Origin of the sequence: Devosia sp. Root436 (assembly GCF_001426345.1) — a bacterium.
Lineage (GTDB): Bacteria > Pseudomonadota > Alphaproteobacteria > Rhizobiales > Devosiaceae > Devosia.
The window spans coordinates 104,872-130,472 of the sequence record NZ_LMEM01000002.1; the positions used below are offsets into that span (position 1 = coordinate 104,872).

Annotated in this window: 29 protein-coding genes; 14 read left to right on the plus strand and 15 right to left on the minus strand. The window is 64.6% G+C overall.

Translation table 11 applies throughout. From position 1 onward, the window contains the following. Nucleotides 1–42 precede the first annotated feature (42 nt). The 7 genes from ASD04_RS04520 to cobM all read left to right on the plus strand — a co-directional run bounded on the left by ASD04_RS04520 (nucleotide 43) and on the right by cobM (nucleotide 6,272). Entirely contained in the window at nucleotides 43–729 is a 687-nt protein-coding gene (locus ASD04_RS04520) for a hypothetical protein (RefSeq protein WP_056253189.1), read from the plus strand. A 177-nt stretch (nucleotides 730–906) separates the two neighbouring features. Continuing rightward, nucleotides 907–2,061 (plus strand): precorrin-3B synthase, encoded by a 1,155-nt coding sequence (cobG, locus tag ASD04_RS04525; protein WP_082530993.1) that lies wholly within the window; start codon nucleotides 907–909, stop codon nucleotides 2,059–2,061. Between the two features lie 2 nt (nucleotides 2,062–2,063). Then, nucleotides 2,064–2,696, plus strand: a complete 633-nt coding sequence (locus tag ASD04_RS04530; protein WP_056253196.1) for a precorrin-8X methylmutase — start codon at nucleotides 2,064–2,066, stop codon at nucleotides 2,694–2,696. Beyond that, the gene (locus ASD04_RS04535) at nucleotides 2,693–3,415 is read left to right on the plus strand and encodes a precorrin-2 C(20)-methyltransferase (protein ID WP_056253199.1); all 723 of its coding nucleotides are present in this window, start codon (nucleotides 2,693–2,695) and stop codon (nucleotides 3,413–3,415) included. Before ASD04_RS04530 ends, ASD04_RS04535 begins: the two co-directional genes overlap by 4 nt. Continuing rightward, nucleotides 3,412–4,173: a precorrin-3B C(17)-methyltransferase gene (locus tag ASD04_RS04540; RefSeq protein WP_056253202.1), complete on the plus strand. Its 762-nt coding sequence runs from the start codon at nucleotides 3,412–3,414 to the stop codon at nucleotides 4,171–4,173. Before ASD04_RS04535 ends, ASD04_RS04540 begins: the two co-directional genes overlap by 4 nt. Nucleotides 4,174–4,259: 86 nt before the next feature. Next, the gene (locus ASD04_RS04545) at nucleotides 4,260–5,459 is read left to right on the plus strand and encodes a bifunctional cobalt-precorrin-7 (C(5))-methyltransferase/cobalt-precorrin-6B (C(15))-methyltransferase (protein ID WP_056253205.1); all 1,200 of its coding nucleotides are present in this window, start codon (nucleotides 4,260–4,262) and stop codon (nucleotides 5,457–5,459) included. A gap of 54 nt (nucleotides 5,460–5,513) precedes the next feature. Next, nucleotides 5,514–6,272, plus strand: coding sequence for a precorrin-4 C(11)-methyltransferase (cobM, locus tag ASD04_RS04550; RefSeq protein WP_056253208.1), 759 nt, complete (start codon nucleotides 5,514–5,516; stop codon nucleotides 6,270–6,272). Between the two features lie 138 nt (nucleotides 6,273–6,410). Here the strand turns inward: cobM and ASD04_RS04555 are convergent, their stop codons facing one another. Then, nucleotides 6,411–7,421: a LacI family DNA-binding transcriptional regulator gene (locus ASD04_RS04555; protein WP_056253211.1), complete on the minus strand. Its 1,011-nt coding sequence runs from the start codon at nucleotides 7,419–7,421 to the stop codon at nucleotides 6,411–6,413. A gap of 69 nt (nucleotides 7,422–7,490) precedes the next feature. Here ASD04_RS04555 and ASD04_RS04560 point away from each other — a divergent pair, with 69 nt between their 5' ends. Continuing rightward, nucleotides 7,491–8,264, plus strand: coding sequence for an SDR family oxidoreductase (locus ASD04_RS04560; protein WP_056253214.1), 774 nt, complete (start codon nucleotides 7,491–7,493; stop codon nucleotides 8,262–8,264). Between the two features lie 192 nt (nucleotides 8,265–8,456). On the opposite strand, the gene ASD04_RS04565 is transcribed toward ASD04_RS04560, so the two are convergent. Then, nucleotides 8,457–10,895: an EAL domain-containing protein gene (locus ASD04_RS04565; protein WP_156461113.1), complete on the minus strand. Its 2,439-nt coding sequence runs from the start codon at nucleotides 10,893–10,895 to the stop codon at nucleotides 8,457–8,459. 285 nt (nucleotides 10,896–11,180) lie between these two features. On the opposite strand from ASD04_RS04565, the gene ASD04_RS04570 reads away from it, so the two are divergent. Genes ASD04_RS04570 through ASD04_RS04580 form a run of 3 tightly spaced genes read left to right on the plus strand, consistent with a single transcriptional unit; the run spans nucleotide 11,181 to nucleotide 13,481 of the window. Then, nucleotides 11,181–12,017 (plus strand): N-acetylmuramoyl-L-alanine amidase, encoded by an 837-nt coding sequence (locus ASD04_RS04570; protein WP_056253222.1) that lies wholly within the window; start codon nucleotides 11,181–11,183, stop codon nucleotides 12,015–12,017. 18 nt (nucleotides 12,018–12,035) lie between these two features. Then, a complete protein-coding gene (locus ASD04_RS04575; RefSeq protein WP_056253223.1) occupies nucleotides 12,036–12,623 on the plus strand; it encodes a hypothetical protein in 588 nt (195 codons plus the stop codon). Nucleotides 12,624–12,626: 3 nt separating this feature from the next. Further along, complete coding sequence (locus ASD04_RS04580) at nucleotides 12,627–13,481, plus strand: hypothetical protein (protein WP_056253226.1); 855 nt, start codon at nucleotides 12,627–12,629, stop codon at nucleotides 13,479–13,481. Nucleotides 13,482–13,553: 72 nt separating this feature from the next. On the opposite strand, the gene ASD04_RS19315 is transcribed toward ASD04_RS04580, so the two are convergent. Both ASD04_RS19315 and ASD04_RS04585 read right to left on the minus strand, forming a co-directional pair. Beyond that, nucleotides 13,554–13,700, minus strand: a complete 147-nt coding sequence (locus tag ASD04_RS19315) for a hypothetical protein (RefSeq protein ID WP_156461114.1) — start codon at nucleotides 13,698–13,700, stop codon at nucleotides 13,554–13,556. An 18-nt stretch (nucleotides 13,701–13,718) separates the two neighbouring features. Further along, complete coding sequence (locus tag ASD04_RS04585) at nucleotides 13,719–13,931, minus strand: hypothetical protein (RefSeq protein WP_156461115.1); 213 nt, start codon at nucleotides 13,929–13,931, stop codon at nucleotides 13,719–13,721. A gap of 351 nt (nucleotides 13,932–14,282) precedes the next feature. On the opposite strand from ASD04_RS04585, the gene ASD04_RS19055 reads away from it, so the two are divergent. Both ASD04_RS19055 and ASD04_RS19320 read left to right on the plus strand, forming a co-directional pair. Continuing rightward, nucleotides 14,283–14,435, plus strand: coding sequence for a DUF1127 domain-containing protein (locus ASD04_RS19055; protein WP_082530994.1), 153 nt, complete (start codon nucleotides 14,283–14,285; stop codon nucleotides 14,433–14,435). 5 nt (nucleotides 14,436–14,440) lie between these two features. Further along, the gene (locus tag ASD04_RS19320; protein ID WP_156461116.1) at nucleotides 14,441–14,581 is read left to right on the plus strand and encodes a hypothetical protein; all 141 of its coding nucleotides are present in this window, start codon (nucleotides 14,441–14,443) and stop codon (nucleotides 14,579–14,581) included. 46 nt (nucleotides 14,582–14,627) lie between these two features. On the opposite strand, the gene phnE (ASD04_RS04590) is transcribed toward ASD04_RS19320, so the two are convergent. The 11 genes from phnE (ASD04_RS04590) to phnG all read right to left on the minus strand — a co-directional run bounded on the left by phnE (ASD04_RS04590) (nucleotide 14,628) and on the right by phnG (nucleotide 24,629). Further along, complete coding sequence (gene phnE, locus ASD04_RS04590; protein WP_056253232.1) at nucleotides 14,628–15,944, minus strand: phosphonate ABC transporter, permease protein PhnE; 1,317 nt, start codon at nucleotides 15,942–15,944, stop codon at nucleotides 14,628–14,630. Beyond that, nucleotides 15,944–16,903 (minus strand): phosphonate ABC transporter, permease protein PhnE, encoded by a 960-nt coding sequence (gene phnE / locus ASD04_RS04595; RefSeq protein WP_056253235.1) that lies wholly within the window; start codon nucleotides 16,901–16,903, stop codon nucleotides 15,944–15,946. Before phnE (ASD04_RS04595) ends, phnE (ASD04_RS04590) begins: the two co-directional genes overlap by 1 nt. A gap of 52 nt (nucleotides 16,904–16,955) precedes the next feature. Continuing rightward, on the minus strand, nucleotides 16,956–17,864 hold the full coding sequence (gene phnD / locus ASD04_RS04600) for a phosphonate ABC transporter substrate-binding protein (protein ID WP_056253237.1): 909 nt from the start codon (nucleotides 17,862–17,864) through the stop codon (nucleotides 16,956–16,958). 67 nt (nucleotides 17,865–17,931) lie between these two features. Then, nucleotides 17,932–18,765 carry a phosphonate ABC transporter ATP-binding protein gene (gene phnC / locus ASD04_RS04605; RefSeq protein ID WP_056253239.1) on the minus strand — a complete coding sequence of 278 codons (834 nt, stop codon included), beginning with the start codon at nucleotides 18,763–18,765 and terminating at the stop codon, nucleotides 17,932–17,934. Between the two features lie 291 nt (nucleotides 18,766–19,056). Beyond that, a complete protein-coding gene (locus tag ASD04_RS04610; RefSeq protein WP_056253241.1) occupies nucleotides 19,057–19,671 on the minus strand; it encodes a DapH/DapD/GlmU-related protein in 615 nt (204 codons plus the stop codon). Further along, complete coding sequence (gene phnL / locus ASD04_RS04615) at nucleotides 19,668–20,369, minus strand: phosphonate C-P lyase system protein PhnL (RefSeq protein ID WP_056253246.1); 702 nt, start codon at nucleotides 20,367–20,369, stop codon at nucleotides 19,668–19,670. The genes ASD04_RS04610 and phnL overlap by 4 nt, the downstream gene beginning before the upstream one ends. 181 nt (nucleotides 20,370–20,550) lie before the next feature. After that, a complete protein-coding gene (phnK, locus tag ASD04_RS04620; RefSeq protein ID WP_056253251.1) occupies nucleotides 20,551–21,327 on the minus strand; it encodes a phosphonate C-P lyase system protein PhnK in 777 nt (258 codons plus the stop codon). Between the two features lie 86 nt (nucleotides 21,328–21,413). Further along, nucleotides 21,414–22,289 (minus strand): alpha-D-ribose 1-methylphosphonate 5-phosphate C-P-lyase PhnJ, encoded by an 876-nt coding sequence (locus ASD04_RS04625; RefSeq protein WP_056253253.1) that lies wholly within the window; start codon nucleotides 22,287–22,289, stop codon nucleotides 21,414–21,416. A gap of 193 nt (nucleotides 22,290–22,482) precedes the next feature. Then, nucleotides 22,483–23,571 carry a carbon-phosphorus lyase complex subunit PhnI gene (locus ASD04_RS04630; protein ID WP_056253257.1) on the minus strand — a complete coding sequence of 363 codons (1,089 nt, stop codon included), beginning with the start codon at nucleotides 23,569–23,571 and terminating at the stop codon, nucleotides 22,483–22,485. A gap of 1 nt (nucleotide 23,572) precedes the next feature. After that, nucleotides 23,573–24,172, minus strand: coding sequence for a phosphonate C-P lyase system protein PhnH (phnH, locus tag ASD04_RS04635; protein WP_056253260.1), 600 nt, complete (start codon nucleotides 24,170–24,172; stop codon nucleotides 23,573–23,575). 1 nt (nucleotide 24,173) lies between these two features. Beyond that, nucleotides 24,174–24,629: a phosphonate C-P lyase system protein PhnG gene (gene phnG / locus ASD04_RS04640; RefSeq protein ID WP_056253263.1), complete on the minus strand. Its 456-nt coding sequence runs from the start codon at nucleotides 24,627–24,629 to the stop codon at nucleotides 24,174–24,176. Between the two features lie 76 nt (nucleotides 24,630–24,705). Between phnG and phnF the strand changes: the two genes are divergently transcribed. Further along, a complete protein-coding gene (phnF, locus tag ASD04_RS04645) occupies nucleotides 24,706–25,431 on the plus strand; it encodes a phosphonate metabolism transcriptional regulator PhnF (RefSeq protein WP_056253266.1) in 726 nt (241 codons plus the stop codon). Nucleotides 25,432–25,601 lie beyond the last annotated feature (170 nt).

The following is a 25,601-nucleotide window of genomic DNA, read 5'->3' on the forward strand; positions in this document are numbered from 1 at the left end:
GGAGGACTTCCAAGAGTTGATATATGGAGGCGTACGGAGAAGATGGCTGAATTTTCGATTGAGTTGAATGACGACAATACCGTCAAACGTATTATGCGCGATGGTGTGCAACACGATGGCAGTGCAACGCTGGAGCAGCTTTTCAGCATCGTCACGATCTATTTCCAACTCGCGAACTCGAACCTAAATCAGATGCGCACTGCAGAAACGGCGAAAGACAAGCGCGGGTTTGGTGTTCAGGCATTTCTAATGAGCCTGACAGGGCTTGAAGCATTCGCCAACACCTATTTCCACCTTCGCGCGCAAGAACGTGAACGACCGGACCTTGAGCGCCAAGTCGAGCAAAATCGCAGCACCTTGGCACAGAAGTTCCGTGAATTAATCGCGCTCCTAGATGATCCTCAAATGCGGGAACAGGAAGCGCTGCTCGTCCGCATTTTTTCTTTTTCCAGTCTGAGGAATGAACTGATGCACCCGCGTTGGGCACCCTCCTCAGTTAACTTGGTTACGGGTGGCCCAATCATCATCCATGGATTGGTTGAGAATATGCAGGCGCAGTTCGAGGAATATCGCTTTTGTCATGAAGCTCTGTTCTGGTGCTTGCTTGTTGTTGCTAGAATTGCCCAATCGCGCGGCAATAGCGATGTCAGCGGCTTCATGTTCCACTGGACAGGCAACTACGGCTTGACCCTGCCCGTTATCTTGCGGGAACTGCACCTACAGGATTAGTTGCCGCATCATCGCCGCTCCCCTCGCCATTGCAATTGGCTAGGGTCTACTTTGGACACTCGGGTTTGGCGCTTCTCCCGGTGTGAGAGAGGTTTGGCATTTTCCAATCAAGGGGCAGGTGTCGATGAGACATCCGGGCCATTTCCCCACTCGCCCCAATCCGCTAAAACCCTCCCCATGGCCCTCGTCCTCCCTATCGCAGCAAGTCGCCGCGGCGCGTGTCCGACACTCGACGCGCCGATGCAGACCGGCGACGGCCTGCTCGCCCGCCTGCGCATCAAGGGCGGCCGAATCTCGCCCGCTCAGCTTGCGCGGATCGCCGCCCTTGCGGCCGAACACGGCAATGGCCTGATCGAAATCACCGCCCGCGGCAATCTGCAGGTCCGCGGCCTCACCCCCGCTTCCGCTGCCCCCTTCGCCCGCGCCACCGATGCCCTCGTCAAGATCGAACGCGGCCTCGTGGTCGAGACCCCGCCACTGGCCGGGGACGATCCGACCGAGATCGACGACCCGCGCCCCCTCGCCGCCTCCATCCGCGCGGCGGCCACGTTGCTATCCGCCCGGCTCGGCCCCAAGGTCACCGTCATTGTCGATGGCAATGGCCGGCTGAACCTGACGGCACTCAAGGCCGATATTCGTCTCACCGCGATCGGTTCCAGCCAGTGGGCCTGCTCGGTCGGCGGACGCAGCGACGTGATCCTGCGCAATGATGCGCTGATGATCACCCTGCGCCATCTGCGCCAGATTGCCGATCTGGGCCTCGCGGCCCGCGCCACCGACCTCGCCGGCTCAGCCGCGACGCCCCATCGCACCAGATCCATTTCGCCCATCGGCATCCTGCCCCTCCGCGACACCACCGCCACCGGCATCGCCCTGCCCTTCGGCAGCAGCGACCATGCCGCGCTCACCGCGCTGGCCGATGCCGCCACCCATCACGGCATCACCGAGTTCCGCCTCGCCCCGCACCACGGGTTACTCGCCATCGGCGCTCCCCCCGCCTTCGCCGCCGAAGCCGCCGCCCTCGGCTTCGTCACCGCATCCGACGATCCCCGCATCCGCATCAGCGCCTGCATCGGCAGCGATGGCTGCGCCTCCGGCCACATCCCCGCCCGCGTTGTCGCCGCCCGCCTCGCGCCCTACCTCGCGCCCGAAACCAGCCTCCACGTTTCCGGCTGCACCAAGGGCTGCGCCCATCCACGCCGCGCCGATGTGACGCTGGTGGGCCAGCCGGACGGTTACGGCCTTGTCATCTCCGGCATGGCGGGCGATACGCCTCAGGCGCTGTTGCGCGCGGATCAGCTTGAGTCCGCCGCCGCGCACCGCCAGGGATGACGATGCACCACTACGACTACATCAAGGACGGCGACGCGATTTACCGCCAGTCCTTCGCCATCATCCGCGAAGAGGCCGATCTTTCGGCCTTCTCGCCCGATGAAGCCGAACTCGCCATCCGCATGATCCATGCCGCCGGCTCAGTGGAAGCCGCCCAGCATTTCCAGTTCGGCCCCAACTTCGTCACCGCCGCCCGCACGGCCCTCGCTTCCGGCGCGCCCATCTTCTGCGATGCCGAAATGGTTGCCCGCGGCGTCACCGCCGCCCGCCTGCCCGCTCAAAACGAGGTCATCTGCACCCTGCGCGATCCAGCCACCGCGACCATCGCCGCCGAAATCGGCAATACCCGCTCTGCCGCCGCGCTCCGCCTCTGGCTCCCCCGCCTCGCCGGCTCGGTCGTCGCCATCGGCAATGCGCCCACCGCCTTGTTCTTCCTGCTTGAACTGCTGCGCGACGGCGCGCCCAAGCCCGCCGCCATCCTCGGCATGCCTGTCGGCTTCGTCGGCGCCGCCGAATCCAAGGCCGCCCTCGCCGAACATTCCTACGGCGTCCCCTACGCCATAGTCCGCGGCCGTCTCGGCGGCTCGGCCATGACCGCCGCCGCGCTCAATGCCCTGGCGAGGCCGGGCATATGAGGGGCAAACTGACAGGCGTCGGCACCGGCCCGGGCGACCCGGACCTGCTCACACTCAAGGCTGTCCGCGCCATCGAAAGCGCCGATGTCGTCGCCTGGTTCGCCAAGCAGGGCAATGTCAGCAATGCCCGCGCCATCGTGGCCGACCGCATCACCAACCAGATCGAGGAACAGCTCGGCTACCCGGTCACCACCGAGATCGATCGCCGCCACGACGACTACAAGGCGATGACCGCCGCCTTCTACGAAGAGGCCGCCCAGCGCGTCGCCGCCCATCTCGACGCTGGCCGCAACGTCGCCGTGCTCAGCGAGGGCGACCCGCTGTTCTATGGCAGCTACATGCATATCCATGTGCGCCTCGCGCCCCGCTACGACACCGCGGTCATCCCCGGCATCACGGCCATGTCCGGCTGCTGGTCCGAAGCCGGACTGCCCTTGGTGCAGGGCGACGATATCCTGTCGGTCCTGCCCGGCACGCTGGACGAAGTCGATCTCTGCACCCGCCTCAACAATACCGATGGCGCCGTCATCATGAAGGTGGGCCGCAACCTGCCCAAGATCCGCCGCGCCATCGAGGCCGCCGGCAGGCTCGACAGCGCCGTCTATGTCGAGCGTGGCACCATGGCCAATGGCCATTCCATGCGCCTCGCCGACAAGGCCGACGATGTCGCCCCCTATTTCGCCATCGTACTGGTCCCCGGCTGGAGCGGCAGGCCATGACGGGCAAACTGACAGTGGTCGGCACCGGCCCCGGCAATCCCGACCAGACCACGCCCGAAGCCCTGGCCGCCATCGCCGCTGCCCATGTGTTCTTCGGCTACGGCCCCTATCTCGACCGCCTCACCCTGCGAGGCGACCAGCGCCGCGTCGCCTCGGACAATCGCGAGGAACTCGCCCGCGCCAGGGATGCGTTGCACACTGCTGCCTCGGGCGAACAGGTCTGCGTCGTCTCGGGTGGCGATCCCGGCGTCTTCGCCATGGCCGCCGCCATTTGCGAAGCCATCGAAGCCGGCCCGCCCGCCTGGCGCGCCGTCGATCTCGTCATCGTGCCCGGCGTCACTGCCATGCTGGCCGTCGCCGCCCGCGCCGGCGCTCCCCTGGGCCACGATTTCTGCGCCATTTCGCTGTCCGACAATCTCAAGCCCTGGACCGTCATCGAGGCCCGGCTGCGCGCCGTCGCCACAGCCGGGCTGGTGATCGCGCTCTACAATCCCATTTCCAGGGCCCGCCCCTGGCAGCTGGGCACCGCCTTCACCATCCTGCGTGAAGTCCTGCCCTGGACCACGCCGGTCATCTTCGGCCGCGCCGCCGGCCGGCCCGACGAAGCCATCGATATCATGACCCTGGCCGAAGCCGATCCGGCCAGGGCCGACATGGCCACCTGCGTCATCATCGGCTCGCCCGAAACCCGCGTCATCACCCGCGAAGGCCTGCCGACGCTGGTCTATTCGCCGCGCTCCATCGGAGGTGGACCGTGAGCACGCCTCTGAGTGGAGCACGAGTCACCTCTCCCCTCAGGGGAGAGGGAGCCAACGCTCAGCGCCACGTCCTGCAGGGTTCAACCATGAGCTGGCTCAGCATCGTCGGGATCGGCGAAGATGGTCTCCCCGGTCTGGGCGAAGCGGCCCGCGCTGCCATCGCGAATGCCGAATTCGTCTTCGGCGGCACCCGCCACCTCGAATTGGCCGCCCCCGCCATAGTGGGCACGGCCCGTCCCTGGCCCACGCCCTTTTCCATCGAGCCCGTCATCGCCCTGCGCGGAAGCAAGGTCTGCGTCCTCGCCTCAGGCGATCCGTTCCATCATGGCGTGGGCGTCACCCTCGCCCGGCATATCGACGCCAGTCAGATGCAGGTCCATCCGCATCCCTCGTCCTTCAGCCTCGCGGCCGCCCGCCTCGGCTGGCCGCTGCAGGATGTGCTCACCCTCTCGCTGCATGGCCGCCCGCTCGACCTGATCCGCCCCCATCTTCATCCCGGCGCGCGCATCCTCGCCCTGACCTCCGATGAACACGGCCCTTCAGCCCTCGCCCAGCTGCTCACCGAAGCCGGTTTCGGCATTTCCATCGTCACGGTTCTGGAAGCGCTCGGCGGCCCTGATGAAACCGTGCGCACCAATGTCGCCATGAATTTCGCCCTCACCGGCGTCAACCCGCTCAATCTCTGCGCCATCAGCGTTGTCGCCCTGCCCACCGCCCGCATCCTGTCGCTCACCCCCGGCCGCGACGACAGCCTGTTCGAGCATGACGGCCAGATCACTAAGCGCGAAATCCGCGCCCTCACCCTCTCCGCCCTCGCCCCCCGCCGGGGCGAAACGCTGTGGGATATCGGCGCCGGTTCGGGCTCCATCGCCATCGAATGGATGCTGGCCGATCCGAGCCTGCGCGCCGTCGCCGTGGAAGCCGATCCCCCGCGCGCCGCCCGTATCATCCGCAATGCCACCGCCTTCGGGGTGCCTGATCTGACCCTCGCCATCGGCACTGCCCCCGCCGCCCTGGCCGGGCTCGAACCACCTCATGCCATCTTCGTCGGCGGCGGCGGCTCCGATCCCGGCATGCTCGACGCCGCCATCGCCGCGCTGCGCCCCAACGGACGCCTCGTCGCCAATGCGGTGACACTGGAACTCGAAGCCATCCTGATCACCAAGCACGCCGAACTGGGCGGCACCCTCACCCGCCTCTCGGTGGACCGCGCCGACGCCATCGGCAGCATGACAGGCTGGAAGCCGGCACGGCCGATCATGCAATGGGTCTGGGTGAAGCCATGAGCGCCGAGCTCTTCTTCACCTCTCCCTTCGGGGGAGAGGTAAGAAAGGCCACCAATGACCGTCCATTTCATCGGCGCCGGCCCCGGCGCGGCCGATCTCATCACCGTGCGCGGCATGAACCTCCTGCGCGCCTGCCCGGTCTGCCTCTATGCCGGCTCCATCGTGCCGCCCGACATGCTGGCCTGGTGCGGGCCCGGCACAAGCCTGGTCGATACGGCCCCCCTCTCGCTCGACGAGATCGAAGCCGAATATATCCGCGCCCACGAAGCCGGGCTGGATGTCGCCCGCCTCCATTCCGGCGATCTGTCCGTCTGGAGTGCCGTGGCCGAGCAGATGCGCCGGCTCGACCGCCTCGGCATAGCCTATACGCTGACGCCTGGCGTCCCCGCCTTCGCCGCCGCCGCCGCCGCGCTTGGCCGCGAACTCACTATTCCCGCCGCCGCGCAGAGCCTGGTCCTCACCCGCGTCTCCGGCCGCGCCTCGCCCATGCCCGATGGCGAAACGCTGGCTGCTTTCGGCGCCACCGGCGCCACTTTGGCGATCCATCTCGCCATCCACGCGCTCGACCGCGTCGTCGCCGAATTGACGCCGCTCTATGGCAAGGATTGCCCGGTCGCCGTGGTCTTCCACGCCTCCTGGCCCGACGAAAAGATCATAAGCGGCACCCTTGAGGATATCGAGGCGCGGCTCAAAGCCGACCCGGTGGAGCGCACCGCCATCATCTTCGTCGGCCGGGGCCTCGGCAAAGCGGATTTCCGCGAAAGCGCGCTCTACGACCCGGACTATCAGCGGCGATTCAGGGGCCGGGACTAGACTTCCCTTACCTCTCCCTTGGGGGAGAGGTCGACCCGAAGGGTCGGGTGAGGGGGCCTTTACTGGGTTCGGTGCAAGACGATCGCCCCCTCACCCGGCGCTACGCGCCGACCTCTCCCCCAAAGGGAGAGGTGAAGGCTAACCCTCACTGCTCGCGCGCAGCACCAGTTCAGGCTCGATCAGCTTCACCTGCGGCTCGGGCAGCGCGTCGGCCCCGATCAGCCCGATCAGCCGCTCCACCGCCAGTTCGGTCACCCGCGCCACCGCATAATCCACGCTGCTGATCGGCGTCGCCGCATATTCGGCAAATTCGATATTGTCGAAGCCGACAATGGCCATGTCGTCGGGCACGCGCAGGCCCTTCTCCTGCGTCCAGCGCAACGCCCCTAGAGCCAGCGAGTCCGTGGCAGCCAGCAAAGCCGTCATGCCGGCGCCCCGCGCCATCAGTTCCGCCATCGCCGCGTGGCCCCCGGCCACCGAATGGGTGCGCGGCGCCACCAGCAGCCCGTCATCGACGCCAATCCCCGCCTCGGCCAGCGCCTGCCGGTAGCCCTCCGCCTTTTCCAGGTTCCCCCGCTCATGCCCGCCATCGATGAGCCCGATGCGCCTATGGCCAAGCTCCAGCAGATGGCGCACCGCCTTGTAGCCGCCCTGCCGCGTATCCATGCTGACCACATCGACGCCGGCATCGGGGTCGCCCACCAGCAGCACGACCGGATGGCCCGCCTGCCGCACGCGGCGGATATGGTCGAGATCGCGGTGGCTGCTCGGATAGATCAGCATGCCGTCCACCTGCCGCGAGCGGAACATCTCGATCACCTTCTTCTGCTCCTCGGGATCGCCGTTGGAGGTGGCGAACAGCGTCGAGTAGCCACGTTCGGCCAGCCGCAATTCAATGGCCTGGGCCACCCGCGTCAGCACCGGATTGGTGATCGAGGTCAGCACCAGCCCCACGGTCTTGGTCTCGCGGCTCACCAGCGATTTGGCGATGTGGTTGGGCAGGTAGTTCAGCGCCTCGGCCGCCTGGCGGATGGTCAACCGGGTGTCCTCGGGGATGCGCGGGCTGTCGCGCAAGGCCAGCGAGACGGTATTCACCGAAAAGCCGGTCCTGTTGGCGATGTCCTTCAGGCGGGTGATCGGTCTGCCCATGCCGGTCTCTTGTATTAGCGCTAACCGCCTCCTATCACTTCGACTTGGCATTACCAAGTCGAGTCCTCCATGACCCAGCTTTCCATTCCCGACCTGGCCGGCAAGGCCGTTCTCGTCACCGGCGCCTCCACCGGCATCGGCGCCGCTCTCGCCAGGGCGTTGGGTGCGCAGGGCGCCATGGTGGGCGTCCACTACAATGCAAGCAAGGACGCCGCCGAGGCTGTTGCCGGTGCCGTCGAGGATGCCGGCGGCAAGGCGTTCCTGGTCCGCGCCGATGCTTCCAGCTCCAGCGATATCGCCCGCGCGGTGGACGATACCGCCAACGCCTTCGGCCGCCTCGACGGACTGGTCAATAATGCCGGCGGCATGGTCGGCCGCATGAATTACGCCGATATGGACGACGCCTATTACGACAGCGTCATGGATCTCAACGGCCGCTCGGTGATTGCGGCCAGCCGTGCCGCCATCCCCTATCTCAAGCGCGAGGGCGGCTTCATCATCAACACCAGTTCCATCGCGGCGCGCAACGGGGCCAGCAATGGGGCCGGGCTCTATGGCTCATCCAAGGCCCTGGTCTCCAACATCACCCGCGGCATGGCCAAGGAGCTGATCGGCTTCGGCATTCGCGTCAACGCGGTGGCCCCCGGCGTCATCGATACGCCTTTCCACGAGCGCTATTCCACCCAAGCCCAGCTCAAGGCCAATGTCGCCACCATCCCGCAGGGCCGCATGGGCACGGCCGAAGAATGCGTCGGCGCCTACCTGTTCCTCGCCTCGCCGGCCCTGTCGGGCTACATCATCGGCCAGGTCATCGAGGTCAATGGCGGCCAGTTGATGCCGTAGGCTCTTCCCCTTCTCCCCTTGAGGGAGAAGGTGCCCGAAGGGCGGATGAGGGGTGGCCTCCACAGGCATCAAGGCATGGGAGAGCGCAGAACCCCTCACCCGGCTCTTCCGCTGAACGCGGAAGAACCACCCTCTCCCTCAAGGGGAGAAAGTGACGACCGAGAGGTCGGTTGACCCAACCCAACCCTTTGCTCAAGCCCCCATGCCCGCTTCCAGCGCATCGTCCCAGTCGATCACTCCCGGCCGGCCGAGCAAAAACCCCTGGGCCTCGTTGCAGCCTTCCATTCGCAGCACTTCGAGCTGGGCCCGCGTCTCGACGCCTTCGGCCAGCACCGGCACATGCAGGCTCCGTCCCAGCGCCAGGATGGCGCGCACGATGGCCTTGGACTGTTCGTTCACCTCGACCTCGTCCATGAAGGAGCGGTCGAGCTTGATCTTGTCGAAGGGGAAGCTGCGCAAAGTATCGAGCGAGGAATAGCCGGTGCCGAAATCGTCGATGGCGATGGAAACGCCCATGGCCTTGATCTGCCGCAGGATATGCAAGGCCCGCTGCTTGTCGGCGATGATGGAGGTTTCCGTCACCTCCAGCTCCAGCCGCTCCGGCGACAGGCCGGAGAGGACGAGCACATTGCGCACGGTCTCGATCAGTTCCACCTGCGCCAGTTGCAGGCCCGAAATATTGACCGCGATCTTGTAGGGCTCCGGCCATGACGCGGCGTCGAGGCAGGCCATCTTCAGCACCCAGTTGCCGATGGCGCCAATCGCCCCGCATTCCTCGGCCACCGGGATGAAGTCGGCCGGCGAGACATTGCCATGGCCCGGACGGTCCCAGCGCAGCAGCACCTCGTAGCCGGTGATATCTCCGGTCGCGACCGATTTCTGCACCTGGTAGGCCAGATAGAAAGCGTTCTCCTCCAGCGCCGCCCAGATATCGCGCGCCATGTCCCGGCGCTGGCGGGCATGTTCGTCCATCTCGCTTTCGTAATAGGCGACGCGGCGGTCGAATTCGGCCTTGGCGCGATACATGGCCAGGTCGGCATTGTTGAGCAGTTTGGAGCGATCCGCCCCGTCCTCGGGATAGATCGCCACCCCGATGCTGCCCCCGGTATTGATCGCCGAACCGTCGATCACCAGCCGCGTGAACAAGGCGGTTTCGAGTCGCGCCAGGAATTCGCGCACCGCATCCATCGAGGTGAAGCTCTTGAGCGCGGCGAATTCGTCGCCGCCCAGCCGCGCGATCAGTTCGCCCTCCTTGAGGCCCTCGTTCAGCCGTGCGGACAGGGTCTTGAGCACCACGTCGCCGGCGGCGTGGCCATAGCTGTCATTGACCTCCTTGAAGCGGTCGAGGTCGATGGCGATCACCGCCAGGTTGTTGTCGGTCTCTTCGGCATTGGCCAGGGCCGCCTCGAAGCGTTCGTTGAACATGGCGCGATTGGGCAGGCCGGTAAGGCCGTCATGGCGCGCCAGGTGGGCAATGGCCGCGGCGCTGCGCTGGCGTTCGGTGATGTCGTCCACCGTCGAAACCCAGGAGCCATCGCCGACCGGGCTGTGATTGATGCGCAGGGTGCGCTCGTCGGCGAAGGTATGGACGATCTCGCCGCCCTTGCCTGCTATCAGCGGCAGGTGCTGCTCCAGCACCCGTTCGGTGAGTTCGTCGAGATTGTCCGGCGCTTGGCCGCGCCCGACAATGGTCAATTGGCAGATGTCGCGAAACGACAGCCCCGCCAGATCCCGCTCCGGATCGATGCCCAGCAATTGCGGCAGGCGCTGGTTATAGAGCCGCAAATGACCCTCGGCATCGTAGAGGCTCAGCCCCTGCGCCATATGCGTCATCGCCAGTTCGAGCCGGCTGGTGGCTTCATTGATGCGCTCGGCGTCGCGCAATTGCCGCTCGCGTTCGCGCGCCGTGCGCCGGCGGTCGGCCTCGTCGAGCAGCACGCTGCCCAGCGCCGCCCCCAGTATCAGCACCGAAATGAAGGCCAGCGCTACGGCCAGCCAGCCGTTGTGGATGCTGCCATTGGCGACGAGCGGGAAGCAGCGGGAGAAATCGGCCGCGCCCATCGCGGTGAAATGCATGGCGCAGATGGCCAGCGTCAGCAGCCCCGCCCCGCCCAGCAACCGGCGCGTACCGCTGCCCATGGCGCTGACGAAGGCGAGCCCGCCCAGCACGATGCCGGCAAGGACGGAGGCGGCGATCATCGCCGGGTTCCAGCCGAGGTCGCCGCCCATCACCAGCGCGGCGATGCCGGCATAGTGCATGCTGGAAATGGCGACACCCACCACGGCGCCGCCAAGGAAATGATCGGCCGTGCCGCTGCCGCGGATGGCCATGGCAATGCCGGCGCCGCAGACCAGAATGGCGACAAGCAGCGACGTCGTCGTCAGGCCGACATCATAACTCAGCGTGAAGCCGGGCCTGAAGGCCAGCACGGCGACGAAATGAGTGGCCCAGATGCCGAAACCCACCGCCAGCGCCGCCACGATGGTCCAGGTCAGCCGCATCCGCCCCTCGGCGCGATGGGCGTGCCGCAACAACCCCACGCAGGCGTAGGAGGATATGAGGCACACGACCGCCGCCAGGACGACCAGGCCAGGGTCGTGACCGCGCAGGAAAAAATCTATGATTGACAACAGGGCAGGACCCGCCACGAAACGATGCGGCGACGCTACGCAGTTCCACTTAAGCGCCGGTTACGTGGCGCCCGCCGGGCGGTCAATTGCTTGAAATGTGATCAATCGCCCGCCGATATGGTTTCCAATTCACCAACGGATGGCCACCACCGACGGGCTCCCCCGCACTCTCCAAACTATAGCCGGCACGTTCATTGCCGGATGCCCGTATTGTCTGGTTAATGATGAATTGACTAAAGACTAAAAACGAGTCCTTCTTACACGAGGAACGCGGGAGGATGGCCTATGGTGGTTTCTATTAAAAATCACAAGGTTTCCGTCGACGGATCCCCGGTCGAATACGTAAAATCACCCTATACCGGCGGCCCGCTCTCAAAAAAACCGAAGATACTGGTGATGCATTTCACCTATGGGGGAACGGCGGCGTCCAGCGCCCAGTGGTTCAAGAGCCCGCAAAATCCGGGCTCCTCCGCCCATGTCGTCATCGAGCGCGACGGCACCATCATTCAATGCGTGGACTTCAATACGGTGGCCTGGCACGCTGGAAAATCGAAATACGGCGACCTGGTCGGTCTCAATCAATATTCGCTTGGCATAGAACTGGCCAATTGGGGCTACCTGCAGCGCGTACCCGATGGCTGGCAGAGCTATACCCAGCGCAGGATCGCCGAGCCGGTCCTGGCCGCCCATCGCTTCGGCAATCCGGATGGCAGTTCCCAGCCGATCGGCTGGGAGCCTTATCCCGAAGTGCAGGTGCAAGTGGCGGCAAACCTGGCACGCAGCTTGGTGGACAGCTATGGCATTGATACGATCGTCGGGCATGAAGATATATCGCGCGGCCGCAAATGGGATCCGGGTCCGGCTTTCGATCTCGACCGCTTCCGCGCGCTCGTCTTTGGCGGCCGGGGTGTCGATGAGGACAATTTTTTCGAGGTAACAGCCAGCGAAGGCCTGAACCTGCGCAGCGTGGCGTCCACTGCAGGCGTCGTCCTGCGAGTCCTGCCGATAGGCACGCGCGTCGAGATGCATGAGCGTTCGATGAACTGGTTCTTCGTTTCGGTTCTCAATATGGCCGGCCGACCTGAAATATCGGGATGGGTCAATTCGGCTTTTCTGAAATGACGTTCAAGGGGTGAGGGAATGTCGCAACTGGCGCCAGGGCTGCGTTTTGCCATTTTCTACGGCATATTCGGCCTGCTTTTCGTCCTCTACGGCTTCATAGTTGCGGGTTCGCTTGCCCCTTCCGCCAGCATGTTCGGATCGGGCCTGGTCGCTTTCGTAAAGATAGCTCCGCTTGCGCTGGAGCGGCTGCCGGGCGAACTGGCGCCCGCGGTGCTGGGCGGGCTTTTGGCATGGACGGCGCCGCTGCGGAATTCAAGCCTGCGTACGGTATTCCTGATGAGCCTGTCCGCGCTGGTCTGGCTGGCCTATCTGCATGCACAGGTGATCTTCCAGTCCGAGGAAACCTTACAGGCCATCGGTATTGCCGATTATCCCGGCGATGTCCGCACGGCACAAGGTACGCTCGAAAGCTTTGCAAGCAGCATCAGGAACTTCGCCGCGGTCGTCTTCGCCGCGACTATCGGCCTCAAGCTTAACGACGCCATGCCGACGCCGGCGCCAGTAGTCGATGAGCCCGGTGATCCTGCCTCTGTACCATCGCCGGCGCCGGTGCCTCAGGAACCAGAGGACGTTCCCGATCCGGCCCTCGGACAGGCAAAGGGTTAGGCCATGCAGCACTGGGCGAGACTGCTTCTTCCCGCGATGGCCCTGCTAGTGTTGCAGGCCGGCCTGGCGCATGCCCAGACCGTGGAGTTCGTATTCGAAGGCGACGCGCCGCCTGCCTTGAAGATCGTCGCGCTGAGCGACAGCCAGGACACGGTGGGCACTAGACTTGCGCTCGCAGACGGCAAATTCGCCTTCGTAGTACCGCAAAACCCCGCGCTCTGGAGGCGCGAGCCTGTCTTCGTCATCACCGTGCCACCCAGAACTCTTGCCAATGGCCTGACGACCGTTCCGCTGACGCTCGAACTGGCCTTCAGCTTTCGACCGATGGATACGGGAACGATCACAGTACCGTTCGGGCTGTTCAACGCCACCGGCATAGACGAGCGGCAGCGGATCGATAGCCTGCCGCGCCACCAGCGTTATGACAAGATCCTGGCGGCGCAGGCGCTAGTCCAGCATTACCGGTCCAGCCTGGGTGACCGCGCCAAAGCGGAAACCCAGTTCATGATGACGACCTGGTTCGACGCGCTCTACGCCGCGATCGTCACGGACGGACGCTCGCTGCGCCTTGGGGGCATTATAGAGGATATGGTGGGGCCGATCCTGGCGGGCGACAGCCGTCTCGCGCGCATCAACGCATCGATAATCGAACTCAAGGCGCGTCCCTGGCGCGACAAGGACCTGTTGCCGGGCCTGCTTGAAGCTGGAAACTGCGACGCGGCCAAGGCGCTGGTTGCCTTCCTCGTCAAGCTGCATGACAGCGATCCGGGCCTGGCCAGGACGACCTCGATCAATATTGGGGACCCCGAGGCGGTTCTCGGTGACATGGACAGGCAGACCGGGGCTGCCTGCCCATAGCGACCGGGGTACTATGCCCAATGCGGCTCGGTTACGCGGCGCCCGCCGGGCGGTCAATTGCTTGAAATGTGATCAATCGCCCGCCGATATGGTTTCCAATTGGGAAACGCGCCACCCGGCCAGCAGGGCCCATGGCGGTGCCGGGCACAGCGAAGCCGCGACGATGGCGGCGCCCAGCAGGAACGTTCCGTCGGTCAGAATCGTCTTGAGAAACTTCATTCGGCCCCCCCGATAGCGTCAGGCGGCCGCTCGCGGCGCGGCGCGGCGTTTCCTCTGTCCGATCTTGGCGGCGGAAACCGCCTGCCGGCTGCGGCGGGCATTGCTGCCGCGTGCCTGGAAACCGGGATCGCTCACCACCATGGCGGCGATGGCGCTGTCGATCTCCGCGAAGATCGCCAGAAGTTCCGGATAGGCCGTTTCATCGAAGTCCATCAATCTGGGCAGTTTCATCGCTCTGGTTCCTCTCTTAGCGAAGCAGGCTGTAGGGCAGCACGAGCATGGCAAGGCTGACGACATAGAAGCTGGAAAGCAGGATGGTGCGCCGCATGGGGCCCTCGTCTGGTCTGTCGGAATAGGTCGGCGGCTGTCTGCCGCGCGGTGCCGGTCTTTGATCACGCCCGTCGGAACGCTCCACCCCCTGTTCAGGTGTGGCAGCGAGTTATTTTCGTTTGCGACGTTGCAATGGTGAATACGAAGCAAAAACGAAAGTCAGCGAAATAAATACTGCCCCACCCGAAACAGGGGGTGGATTGCTCCGGAGCGCGCCCTAGAGAGACGCCGCCAACCAAGAGGAGCCTTGAAATGCACATCATCGATCAATGGATTGAACGTCGCCGCAACCGTGCCGCCGGCCGCACGCTCAGCGAACTCAGCCCCCATATTCTCGCCGATATCGGCATCACGCCACACGCCCTCGACAATCTCCGTCGCGGCCGCAGCCACCGTGCCCGGTGATACCAATGTATCTGCGCACCAATGTCCGCCGGCGGCTGCGGCGATCGGGCGAAGTGCTCGTGGTGTTGATGGCGGGTTTCGTCGTCTTCGCCCCGCGACTCGACGAGTGGGGACTGGTCCAGCCCCTGCTCGACCGCCTCGCCTGACAAACGAAAACGGGTGGCCGGCCCTTGGCATGGCCACCCGAATGGGTCAGTGCGCCGCCGGCCCGATCAACCTTGATCGTATCGCGTTCGAGACATTGTCGAACAGGAAGACCACGCCCAGGATAAGCAGCACCATATAGGCGACCTTGTCCCAGTCCGAATTGGTGCCCATGGCCTCGAGCAGCTTGAGCCCGATGCCCCCCGCCCCCACAGCGCCGATAATGGTGGCCGAGCGGGTATTGCTCTCCCAGAAATACAGCGACTGGGAAATAAACACCGGCAACACCTGCGGCACCACGCCGAAGCGGTTGACCGAAGCCGGGCTTGCCCCGACCGATCTCACGCCCTCGCGCTGCTTGTCGTCCACATTTTCCAGCGCCTCGGCATAGACCTTGCCCAGCGCCCCGGTGTCGGTGAACAGGATCGCGGCGATGCCGGGGATCGGGCCCGGTCCGAAGCCACGGGTAAAAAACAGCGCCCAGATCAGCATATCGATGGAGCGCAGGAAGTCGAAGCCGCGCTTCATCAGCCAGTTGGCCGCCCGGTTGGGCGTGATGGTTCGCGCCGCAACAAAGGCCAGCGGAAAGGCGATCAGCGTGGCGAACAGCGTGCCGACAAAGGCCATGACCAAGGTCTGCATCAGCTTGGCGAGAATATCGGCATGCTGCCAGGCCCGGTTGCCCAGCCATTCCTCCAGCACCTGTTGCCCATGGCCGCTGACCACCAGCCCTATAGTATCGAACAGGTCATTGCCCCAGAGCGGCGAGCGCGTGTCGTAGAGGAAATTGGCCCAGCCGAGGAACCGCCGCTGCACCGCCACCTGGTTGCCGCGGATTTCCGCCTGCCCGGCAAAGCCATAGGAAACCAGCACCTTGCTGCCATCCTGCTCGATGTTTGCCGGTGGATTTCCTGGTGCCAGCGCACCGTCTTCCGTGATCATGACCGGCCAGGCCACGCCGTCGACATAGACGTCCACCTGGCTGGTGGAAATCTCCAGCCGATCCTCGGCGCCGCCGAAAGTGGCGGTCATGCCGCCATCGGCATGCGGGGTCAGCCAGTCGATTTCGGCCCCTTCGGCATATTGCCCGCGGCTCGACCATTGCGGCACCACCACGCCATCCTCGAAGCGCAGCCGCGGCTGCGCCCGCCAGCTATACCAATCCTGGATATAGATGCCCGCCCGGTCCCACTTGCCGTTCTGCAGAGCCGGCCCGACGCTGAAGAAGAACCAGCAGAATACCAGATAGGCCAGCGCCAGCCCGATGCCGACCAGCAGTCCCCAGCGGCGCATGAAGCCCTGATGGAACACGGCGGGATATTTGGTTTCGAGCCGGTTGCGTTCGGCCATGCTGATCGCGGTCATCACGCGGCTCCCCTTCCCAGTTCGAACGATTGGTTGCCCACCAGCCGGCGCCGCAGCCAGCCGGAAAACTGGTCGATACAGACCACGGTCACCAGCAGCAGGATGACGATGGCATAGGTCTTGGCCGCATGGTCCCGGCCGATGGAGAGGCGGAACACCTCGCCGATGCCGCCACCGCCCACCGCGCCGATTATGGTGGAGGCGCGCACATTGATTTCGGTGCGTAGCAGGGTGTAGCTGACGAAATTGGGCAGCACCTGCGGCAGAATCGCGAAACGCACCCTCTCCAGCCAGGTCGCCCCCACCGAGCGCAGCCCTTCCTCGGGCTTCATGTCGGCATTCTCGACCACTTCGAAGAACAGCTTGCCCAGCGCACCGATCGTATGCAGCGACACCGCCGCGATGGCCGCGATCGGGCCGATGGACAGCACCGCCGTCAGCAGCCCCGCAATGACGATTTCGGGAAAGGCGCGCAGCACTTCCATGATGCGCCGCACGATCCAGCGCACCACGCCCGCGCCGACCAGGTTGGCGGACGCGAAAAAGCACAGGCCGAAGGCAATCGATCCACCGATGATGGTCGAGACCACCGCGATATTGACCGTGATGATGAGCTGGTAGACGAAATTGGGAATATAGAGGCTCTCGGTCAGGTAGTGCCGGTCCGAGGTGTAGTCGAATTTCAGCGAGCCATCATAATAGGGCGACTCGATATCGAACATGGCCCGGAAGATTTCCATCGGGTCGTTCGGGGTGAAAGTCTTGAGGAAATCGAAGAGATAGGGCAGCCGCTCGAAGAACTTTCCCGAATTGGCCGCATTGGCATAATTCATCGCCGCCAGCAGCGCGACCACCACCAGTACCACGCCGATGACGGAGTAAATCCGCCGCGTGAGAACCTGTCCGCGATAATGCCGCAGCAGGGTCTGGCTGGCGGGGGAGAGCGCGACATCGGTCATGGGGCACCGGACTTTCAAAATGGTGACACCGTGCTTGTTGGACGTTCTGGCCTCAGCCGCCGATCACCGACTTACGGGCGTCGATGATGGTCTGGTAGAATTCCTGGTTGGCCGGGGCGAAGTCCACATAGCCACCGCCGGTGAAGCTGTCGAAGCATTCGAAATCGGCTGCCGGCAGGCCCACGAAATAGGCCGCGATCTTGTCCTTCATCTCGTCGCTGAGCTTGTTGGACACCATCAGCGGACCGTTGGGGATCAGCGGCGACTGCCAGACTTCCACCAGGTCGTCCATGTCGAGCAGGCCCTTGTCGACCATGATGCGCAGGTTGCCTGAAGTGTAGCCTTCGGCGAAATCGCCAACGCCCGAACCGAAAGTGGTGCCGACATCCCAGGTGCCATCGAGCACGCCGAGAACCAGGTTTTCGTGGCCGCCGCCAAAGCCGGTTTCGCTGTAGAATTCAGCGATCGGCGCGCCGATATCGGTAGGCAGCGACACGTTCGGTACCAGGTAACCCGAGGTCGAATCCGGGTCGGCAAAGCCGAGCTTCTTGCCCTTGGTCGAGGCCAGGTCGGTGATGCCCGAATCCTTGCGGGCGACCATGATCGAGTGATAGCCGGTGGAGCCGTCTTCCTGCTTGGTGGTCAGGATCGGATCGACCGCTTCGGGGTCGCTCAGGTAGATCGAGGCATAGGACGAGGCGCCCATGATGGCGATGTCGATGGTGCCGCCGAGCAGGCCCTGGATGACACCGTTATAGTCCGGCGACGGGAAGAACTGCACTTCGGCAACGCCGGTGGCGGCCTTGAGGCTGTCGACGACACATTCGGAGCGACGGATCTGGTCGCTCTCGTTCTCGCCACCATCGAGGCCGATGCGCAGGACATTGGCGTCCTGGGCGAAAGCAGCGGTGGACAGGGTCAGGGCCACGGAGGCCAGCAGGATCGTGCGGATCGCGGTCATGGATATCTTCCTTTGGTGACGCGGTTTGTCGGCAGGCCCGGAAAGCGGGCCGCGGAACTTCGGGTAATCAGGGCGCCTGCTGCGCGTTAGTCGGCGTGCGCGGCAGGCGAAGGGGGGCGACCGGGGCGATGGATGTCGAGGTCATCGCCTCCGAAAAGGCTTCCTTGAGCCCGTCGGCGCCATAGATGGTGCGGGCGACATCGGTGGTCAGCTCGTCCGGCGTGCCGTCGAACACGATCTTGCCCGCGGCCATGCCGATGATGCGCTCGCAATAGGCGCGCGCCGTATCGAGCGTATGCAGGTTGGTGATGACGGTGATGCCCTCGGCATTGATGTCGCGCAGGCTGTCCATGACGATCTGCGCATTGCGCGGATCGAGGCTGGCGATGGGCTCGTCCGCCAGGATCATTTTCGGCCCCTGCATCAGCGCCCGGGCAATCGCCACGCGCTGCTGCTGGCCACCGGACAGCGTCTGGGCCCATTGCAGGGCCGTCGCCGCGATATCGAGCCGTTCCAGAGCCTTAAGCGCTTCGAGTTGCTCGGCCGGCGAGAAGACCTGCAGCAGGTTCAGCACCGGATTGCGGCCATTGAGCCGTCCCAGCATGACATTGGTGATCACGTCGAGCCGCGGCACCAGGTTGAACTGCTGGAAGATCATGGCGCAGTCGCGCTGCCAGTTCCGCAGCGCCTGCCCGCGCAACTCCGAGACGCGCAGCCCGCCATAGTCGATAGAACCCGACGACACATCGGCCAGCCGGTTGATCATGCGCAGCAGCGTCGATTTGCCGGCGCCCGAGCGGCCGATCACCCCGACCATCTGCCCCTGGGGGATTTCGAGGTTCACGCCGCTGACGGCGACCTTGTCGCCGAACCGTCGCGATACATTGGAAATCTTCAGCATCACCGCGCCCCGCCATTCGTGTGCGGCAGACCTAGGGCGGGGACGTGAAGCTGGGATAACGATTGAATGACCGTTCGGTGACTATGCACAAGGCCGGTGCGGTGGGGTGTCGCGGGACGCTGCTTCCCTTCTCCCCTTGAGGGAGAAGGTGCCCGAAGGGCGGATGAGGGGTCCTGCGCTATCGGCCAACATTGAAGCATGGGATAGCGCAGAACCCCTCACCCTGTTCTTCCGCTGAACGCGGAAGAACGTCCCTCTCCCTCAAGGGGAGAGGGAAGAGGGTGCCGCGTCCTACCTCTCATACTTGTCCAGAAACCCCTCCACCCCGAGCCTGCGGAAATCCGGCAGCGCGGCATGCAGCTTGTCGTGGTCCCAGTCCCACCAGGCCAGCGCATCAAGCCGCCCGGCCACGTCGTCGGAAAACCGCTGCCGGATCACCCGCGCCGGCACCCCCACGGCAATGGCAAAATCCGCCACATCCCTGGTCACCACAGCGTTCGACCCGATGATCGCCCCATTGCCGATGCGCACCCCCGGCATCACCACCGCGCCATGCCCGATCCAGGTATCGTGCCCGATAGTGATCCCCTGCCCCGCCCGCCAGTCGAAAAACTCGGCGTCATCCGCCTCGCCTTCGAAATACCAGCTCGAGCGATAGGTAAAATGATGCAGCGAGGCCCGCTCCATCGGGTGCATCGACGCATAAATCCGCACATGGCTGGCAATATTGGCGAACTTGCCGATATCGGCATAGGCGATCTGCGTATTCTCGACGCAGTAGGAATAGTCCCCGATCGTGGAGCGCGACACATGGCTGCCCGCCCCCACCTCGGTATAGCGCCCCAGCGTCGAGCCGCTCACCTGCGCCGTCGGATGCACATAGGGCTCCTCACCCAACCGGGTCACGCCGCCACCTTGGGCGCAAACGCCGTCACATCGACCACGCGGTCGGCCACCTGCACCCGCACATCCTCGTCATGGAAAATGCCCAGCAAAGCCACGCCGGCAGCTTTCTTCTCCGCGATCATCGCCACCACCACGGCCCGGTTGGTTGCATCGAGCGATGCCGTCGGTTCGTCCAGCAGCAGCACCGGGTGATCGGTGATGAAGCCGCGCGCGATATTCACGCGCTGCTGCTCGCCGCCCGAGAATGTCGCCGGCGGCAGGCTCCACAGCCGCTCCGGCAGGTTGAGCCGCGCCAGCAGTTCTTTCGCACGGGCCTGCGCCTGCTCCCTGTCGACGCCCCTGATCACCAGCGGCTCGGCCACCACCTCGAGCGCCGATACGCGCGGCACGGTGCGCAGGAACTGGCTGACATAGCCGATAGAGTCGCGCCGCAGTGTCAGCACCGTCCGCGGATCGGCGGTGGCGAGATCGACCGCCTCGCCGTGATGCCGCATGACAATCGTCCCCGCATCGACGCCGTAATTGCCATAGACCATCTTGAGAATAGAACTCTTGCCCGCCCCCGACGGCCCGCCCAGCACGACACATTCGCCGGGCTGGACCTCGAAATTCACATTCTCCACCACCGGCAGGATCACCCCATCACGCAGATGCATGGTGAAGGTCTTGGCGAGGTTGCGGACGGATAGCGCGGTCATTGGAAGGCTCCGTATGTGTAAAAGAGACCCCTCATCCGCCCCTTCGGGGCAACTTCTCCCTCAAGGGGAGAAGGGAGGCTCAGTGCTTGAACCGCCACCGGGTTTCCCCTCTCCCCTTGAGGGAGAGGGTGGATCGGCCGCAGGCCGAGACGGGTGAGGGGTCGGGATGTTTCAGTCATCGCTAAACCTGCAAGATCGAGGACACCAGCAACTGCGTATAGGGCTCCCTCGGATCGTCCAGCACCCGGTCGGTCAGCCCCGCCTCGATCACGCGCCCGTCCTTCATCACCATCATGCGGTGGCTCAGCAGCCGCGCCACGGCAAGGTCGTGGGTCACCACGACGGCCGCCAGCCCCAGTTCCCCCACCAGCCCGCGCAAGAGGTCGAGCAGCCGCGCCTGCACCGAAACGTCCAACCCACCCGTCGGCTCGTCCATGAAGACCAGCCGCGGCCCGGTCACCAGGTTGCGCGCGATCTGCAGCCGCTGCCGCATGCCGCCCGAGAAACTGCGCGGCTGGTCGTCGATGCGATCGGCGGCGATCTCCACCCGCCCCAGCCAGTCGAGCGCCGTGTCGCGAATGTGCCCATAATGCCGGTCACCCACCGCCATCAGCCGCTCGCCCACATTGGCGCCGGCCGACACCGTCATGCGCAAGCCATCGGCCGGGTTCTGGTGCACGAAGCCCCAATCGGTCCGCACCAGGAACCGCCGCTCGGCCTCGCTCAGCTCATAGATATTGCGCCATTGTTCGTTGCGCATGCGGTAAAGGGTCCGGCCCGAACTCGGCTCCAGCGTCGCCGACAGGGAATTGAGCAACGTGGTCTTGCCCGAGCCGGATTCCCCCACAATGGCCAGAACTTCCCCCGGCCAAAGCTCGAAACTCACATCGGCACAACCCAGGCGTGAACCGTAATATTTGGTCAGGTTCTCCACGCGGAGCAGGGGTTCGGTGGTCATTGGACGCCCTCGTTCGCGGCTCTTTCTTCACCTCTCCCTTTGGGGGAGAGGTAAAGAGGTGCCACGCTCGATATTCCGATCAGCGATCATTCCGCCGCCTCCCGCACACCGAGGGCCCCCACATGCCCTGCCGCCCGCCGGGTCTCGCAATTGTCGGTGTCCGAGCAGACATACATATGCCCGCCCGCATCATCCAAAATCACCTCATCCAGATAGACCTGCTCCGCCCCACACAAAGCACAGGGCTCCTCGAAATGCTGGATGGCAAACGGGTGGTCCTCGAAGTCGAGGCTCACCACTTCGGTATGCGGCGGCACGGCATAAATCCGATGCTCGCGCCCCGCTCCGAACAGTTGCAAAGCTTCGGACATGTGCATCTTGGGATTGTCGAATTTCGGCGTCGGCGACGGGTCCATCACGTAGCGCCCCTCGACCTTGACCGGATAGGCATAGGTCGTGGCGATCCGCCCGTGCCGGGCAATATCCTCATAGAGCTTGACATGCATCAGCCCGTATTCCTCGAGCGCGTGCATCTTGCGCGTTTCGGTTTCGCGCGGTTCCAGAAATCTCAATGGCTCGGGGATCGGCACCTGGTAGACCAGGGTCTGTCCCGGCCCCAACGCCCGCTCGGGGATGCGATGCCGCGTCTGGATGATGGTCGCCTCGCCCGTATGCGTCGTCGTCGCCACCTGCGCCACCTTGGCGAAGAAGGCGCGGATCGAGACCGCGTTGGTGGTGTCATCGGCCCCCTGGTCGATGACCTTGAGCACGTCATCCGGCCCGATAATGGACGCCGTCACCTGCACCCCGCCGGTGCCCCAGCCATAGGGCATGGGCATTTCGCGGGAACTGAACGGCACCTGATAGCCCGGAATGGCGATGGCCTTGAGAATGGCCCGCCGGATCATCCTTTTGGTCTGCTCGTCGAGATAGGCGAAATTGTATTGGGCGGTGGCGTTCATTGGGCGCACTCCTTACTTTCTTCACCTCTCCCTTCGGGGGAGAGGTCGACCGTCTTCGGTCGGGTGAGGGGGCCTTCCCCACGCACCTCAGCCGGTAAAGGCCCCCTCACCCGGCGCTGTCGCGCCGACCTCTCCCCCAACGGGAGAGGTAAAGACTCGCCCGCCCTGCTATCCACGGCAGAAAAATCCAGCATCATTCCGCCGCCTCCTGCATCGCCGCCGCTTCATGCTCCGCCCGCATGCGCCGGATCAGGTCCAGCTCCGCCTGGAAGTCCACGTAATGCGGGAGCTTGAGATGCTCGACGAACCCGGTCGCCTGCACATTGTCCGAGTGGGAAATGACGAATTCCTCGTCTTGCGCCGGCGCCACCACGTCCTCGCCGAACTCTTTCGCGCGCAAAGCACGATCCACCAGCGACATGGCCATGGCCTTGCGCTCGGCCTGCCCGAAGACCAGCCCATAGCCGCGGGTGAATTGCGGCGGTACCTTGGCCGAACCCTTGAACTGGTTGACCATCTGGCATTCGGTCACCCGGATGCGCCCCAGGCTCACCGCAAAGCCCAGTTCGGGCACGTCGAATTCCACCGCGACTTCGCCGATGCGGATTTCGCCGACAAAGGGATGGCTGCGGCCATAGCCGCGCTGCGTCGAATAGCCCAGCGCCAGCAGAAATCCCTCGTCGCCCCGCGCCAGCGCCTGCAGCCGCAAATCGCGGTCGAGCGGAAAATCCAGCGGCTCGCGCGTCAGGTCGCCCACCGCGCGCGCCGGGTCGGTTTCACCATCTGGCTCCATCAGCCCCTGCCGTCCCAATAGGTCGGTCACGCGCGGCGCTTGTGCTTCCTCGGCTTCCCGCATCACCGGCGCCGGCACCTCGCCATCGACAATCGCCGCGTCCAGCAGCCGGTGGGTATAGTCGAAGGTCGGCCCCAGCATCTGCCCGCCGGGCAGGTCCTTGAAGGTCGCCGAAATGCGTCTTTCGATCAGCATGGCGCCGGTATCGATGGGAAGCGAATAGCCGAAGCGCGGCAGCGTCGTGCGATAGGCCCGCACCAGAAAGATCGCCTCGATCAAATCGCCTCGCGCCTGCACCAGCGCCAAGGCCGCCAGCTCCCGGTCATAAAGCGAGCCTTCGCCCATTGCGCGATCCACCGCGAGCCCCAACTGCTCCATGATCTGGTCCAGCCGCAGAGCCGGCACCGAGCGGTCGCCGCGCCTCCGGTCGGCAAGCAAAGCATGGGCATTGGCAATGGCGGCTTCCCCGCCCTTGACGGCTACATACATCTCACTGTCCCTCCGCAATCCGCGTCGAGCGCGGCAGGCCCATCACTGCGCCCCCGGCCACCAGCAACAGGTCCACGCCACGCGGGAACAGCGCGCGATTGGCCGCCCATTGCGCCACGAAATTCCGGGGCAGCCCGATGGGGCTGATGGTGCGCTGATCCCTGATCCCCGGTCCGCGAATGACCAGTTCGTCGCCACCCGCAAAAGCGGTCACGGCGAGGACGATAGTGGTCGAACGATCGGGATATTCCTGCGTGCCGGGATTGAACCGGTCGAGATCGGGCAGCTCGTCCGCAGCCCCGGCAAAAGCGAACACCGCATGCCCGGTTTCGCTGACAAGGGGGGCGCCGGTGTGAAACGCCACAAAGTCTTCCATGCCGGGCGTCTGGCGCAATTTCCCGCTCAACCAGATCGGCGTGTCCTGGTCGCTCAACGTTAACAGTGTGCTAACCAATTCGCCCTGGAGGAGACCATGTGCGGGCGCCAAATGAGCGAATTTTTGCACCGTTCCGGGATTGGCAAAAGCGTCCATAATGGCGCGAAAACTGCTCTGCGCCTGCCGCACCGGCTCGGAAAAACCGCCGTCCAGACCGATATCCATCTCAGTTGTCCCCGCGAACCATGGTGAAGAAGTCGACCCGCGTAGCCGCCGATTCATTGCGGCGCTGCTGGTCGGCGCCATTGGCAAGTGCCCGCAGTGGCTCGATAATTTCTGCTTCCACCACAGCCGCGTCGCGCTGCCACAACGCATCGATGACAGCGATGGCCTCGGCCTTGGCCAGATCCCGGCCTAGGCAATACCCGTGCCCGACCTCCCCGCTTACAATGCGCACGCTGGCGCGGCTGACACTGGCCTCGCCCAGGTTGAACGGCGCCCCGCCGCCCCCGGCGCGGCCGCGTACCATGACCAGCCCGGTCTCGGGCCCGCGCACCAACTTATGCACGGGCTTGTCGGCCCAGCGGTCCCACAGCTCCGCCAGAGCCCGCGACGGGGCGGCGGCCAGCACATCCAGCGCCGCCTTGCGTGCGCTGCTGTCGATGGAGGATTGCGTCTGCATGCTTGCCTCGATTTGTCTAATAGAATAGACAACTATTGTTCTTGTTCCGGTCCTACGCTTCTCGTGTGAAAAAGCAATGACAGTTTCCAAAGACGTTTCCGGCGGCGTGGCCCTGTGGCGGCAGATTGCCGATGCCATTCGCCTCGATATCGTGGGCGGCAAGCTGGCGAGCGGGGATCGGCTGGCCACCGAAGCTGTTCTGGCCGAACGCTTTTCCGCCAACCGGCATACGGTGCGGCGGGCCCTGGCGGTGCTGGCCGAAGAGGGCGTGGTTGGCGCCGAGCAGGGGCGCGGCACCTTTGTCCGCAGCGCCCGCCGCCTCTCCTATCCCATCGGCCGGCGCACCCGGTTTCGCGAGGGGCTCAGGGGCCAGGCTGACAGCCTCACCTCGTACAGCCTCAGCGACCGCATCGAAAACGCCACTGCCACAATAGCCGCCGCCCTTGGCCTCAAGCCCGGCGCCAAGGTGGTGCGCACCGAGGGCCTGTCGATTGCCGATGGAAGGCCGATTTCGCGCTCGACGACATGGCTCAGCTATCGGCTGTTTCCCGATTTCGCCGAACGCATCGCCCGGCTGCAATCCACGACCGAGGTATTTGCCAGCTATGGCATAGTGGACTATGCCCGCGCCTCGACCCGCATCTCGGCCCGCCATGCCGATGTCGAGGAAACCAAGCTGCTGGGCCTCTCGCCCGGCGCCATCCTGTTGGTGTCGGAGGCCGTGGATGTGGATTCGTCAGGGATTCCAATATCCTATGCGCTGAGCCGGTTTCCGGCCGAGCGGATGGAACTGGTAGTTTAGCGCCACGCCCTCGTGGTTCGAGGCGCTGAAGAAGCGCACCTCACCATGAGGGCTACTTCAAACTCAGCATTCCCAGTAGCCCTTGTATTAGCGCTTTGTGGTTAGCTCGTGCCATCCTTTTGGATGCCGCGATCTGGATGGCGACCCAGATCGCGGCTGCGGTGTCGGAT

Excerpts from the sequence above, each read along its gene's own strand:
- ASD04_RS04585 (WP_156461115.1), bottom strand. The coding sequence starts at position 13,931 with ATGAAACTGCCCAGATTGATGGACTTCGATGAAACGGCCTATCCGGAA.
- phnK (WP_056253251.1), bottom strand. The coding sequence starts at position 21,327 with ATGACCACCGAACCCCTGCTCCGCGTGGAGAACCTGACCAAATATTAC.
- ASD04_RS04560 (WP_056253214.1), top strand. The coding sequence starts at position 7,491 with ATGACCCAGCTTTCCATTCCCGACCTGGCCGGCAAGGCCGTTCTCGTC.
- ASD04_RS04575 (WP_056253223.1), top strand. The coding sequence starts at position 12,036 with ATGTCGCAACTGGCGCCAGGGCTGCGTTTTGCCATTTTCTACGGCATA.
- ASD04_RS19055 (WP_082530994.1), top strand. The coding sequence starts at position 14,283 with ATGCACATCATCGATCAATGGATTGAACGTCGCCGCAACCGTGCCGCC.
- phnD (WP_056253237.1), bottom strand. The coding sequence starts at position 17,864 with ATGACCGCGATCCGCACGATCCTGCTGGCCTCCGTGGCCCTGACCCTG.
- ASD04_RS19320 (WP_156461116.1), top strand. The coding sequence starts at position 14,441 with ATGTATCTGCGCACCAATGTCCGCCGGCGGCTGCGGCGATCGGGCGAA.
- phnE (WP_056253235.1), bottom strand. The coding sequence starts at position 16,903 with ATGACCGATGTCGCGCTCTCCCCCGCCAGCCAGACCCTGCTGCGGCAT.
- ASD04_RS04625 (WP_056253253.1), bottom strand. The coding sequence starts at position 22,289 with ATGAACGCCACCGCCCAATACAATTTCGCCTATCTCGACGAGCAGACC.
- phnF (WP_056253266.1), top strand. The coding sequence starts at position 24,706 with ATGACAGTTTCCAAAGACGTTTCCGGCGGCGTGGCCCTGTGGCGGCAG.
- ASD04_RS04545 (WP_056253205.1), top strand. The coding sequence starts at position 4,260 with ATGAGCTGGCTCAGCATCGTCGGGATCGGCGAAGATGGTCTCCCCGGT.
- ASD04_RS04570 (WP_056253222.1), top strand. The coding sequence starts at position 11,181 with ATGGTGGTTTCTATTAAAAATCACAAGGTTTCCGTCGACGGATCCCCG.
- ASD04_RS04580 (WP_056253226.1), top strand. The coding sequence starts at position 12,627 with ATGCAGCACTGGGCGAGACTGCTTCTTCCCGCGATGGCCCTGCTAGTG.
- ASD04_RS04520 (WP_056253189.1), top strand. The coding sequence starts at position 43 with ATGGCTGAATTTTCGATTGAGTTGAATGACGACAATACCGTCAAACGT.
- phnH (WP_056253260.1), bottom strand. The coding sequence starts at position 24,172 with ATGGATATCGGTCTGGACGGCGGTTTTTCCGAGCCGGTGCGGCAGGCG.
- cobM (WP_056253208.1), top strand. The coding sequence starts at position 5,514 with ATGACCGTCCATTTCATCGGCGCCGGCCCCGGCGCGGCCGATCTCATC.
- ASD04_RS04530 (WP_056253196.1), top strand. The coding sequence starts at position 2,064 with ATGCACCACTACGACTACATCAAGGACGGCGACGCGATTTACCGCCAG.
- ASD04_RS04630 (WP_056253257.1), bottom strand. The coding sequence starts at position 23,571 with ATGTATGTAGCCGTCAAGGGCGGGGAAGCCGCCATTGCCAATGCCCAT.
- ASD04_RS19315 (WP_156461114.1), bottom strand. The coding sequence starts at position 13,700 with ATGAAGTTTCTCAAGACGATTCTGACCGACGGAACGTTCCTGCTGGGC.
- cobG (WP_082530993.1), top strand. The coding sequence starts at position 907 with ATGGCCCTCGTCCTCCCTATCGCAGCAAGTCGCCGCGGCGCGTGTCCG.
- phnG (WP_056253263.1), bottom strand. The coding sequence starts at position 24,629 with ATGCAGACGCAATCCTCCATCGACAGCAGCGCACGCAAGGCGGCGCTG.
- ASD04_RS04555 (WP_056253211.1), bottom strand. The coding sequence starts at position 7,421 with ATGGGCAGACCGATCACCCGCCTGAAGGACATCGCCAACAGGACCGGC.
- ASD04_RS04540 (WP_056253202.1), top strand. The coding sequence starts at position 3,412 with ATGACGGGCAAACTGACAGTGGTCGGCACCGGCCCCGGCAATCCCGAC.
- phnE (WP_056253232.1), bottom strand. The coding sequence starts at position 15,944 with ATGACCGCGATCAGCATGGCCGAACGCAACCGGCTCGAAACCAAATAT.
- ASD04_RS04535 (WP_056253199.1), top strand. The coding sequence starts at position 2,693 with ATGAGGGGCAAACTGACAGGCGTCGGCACCGGCCCGGGCGACCCGGAC.
- phnC (WP_056253239.1), bottom strand. The coding sequence starts at position 18,765 with ATGCTGAAGATTTCCAATGTATCGCGACGGTTCGGCGACAAGGTCGCC.
- phnL (WP_056253246.1), bottom strand. The coding sequence starts at position 20,369 with ATGACCGCGCTATCCGTCCGCAACCTCGCCAAGACCTTCACCATGCAT.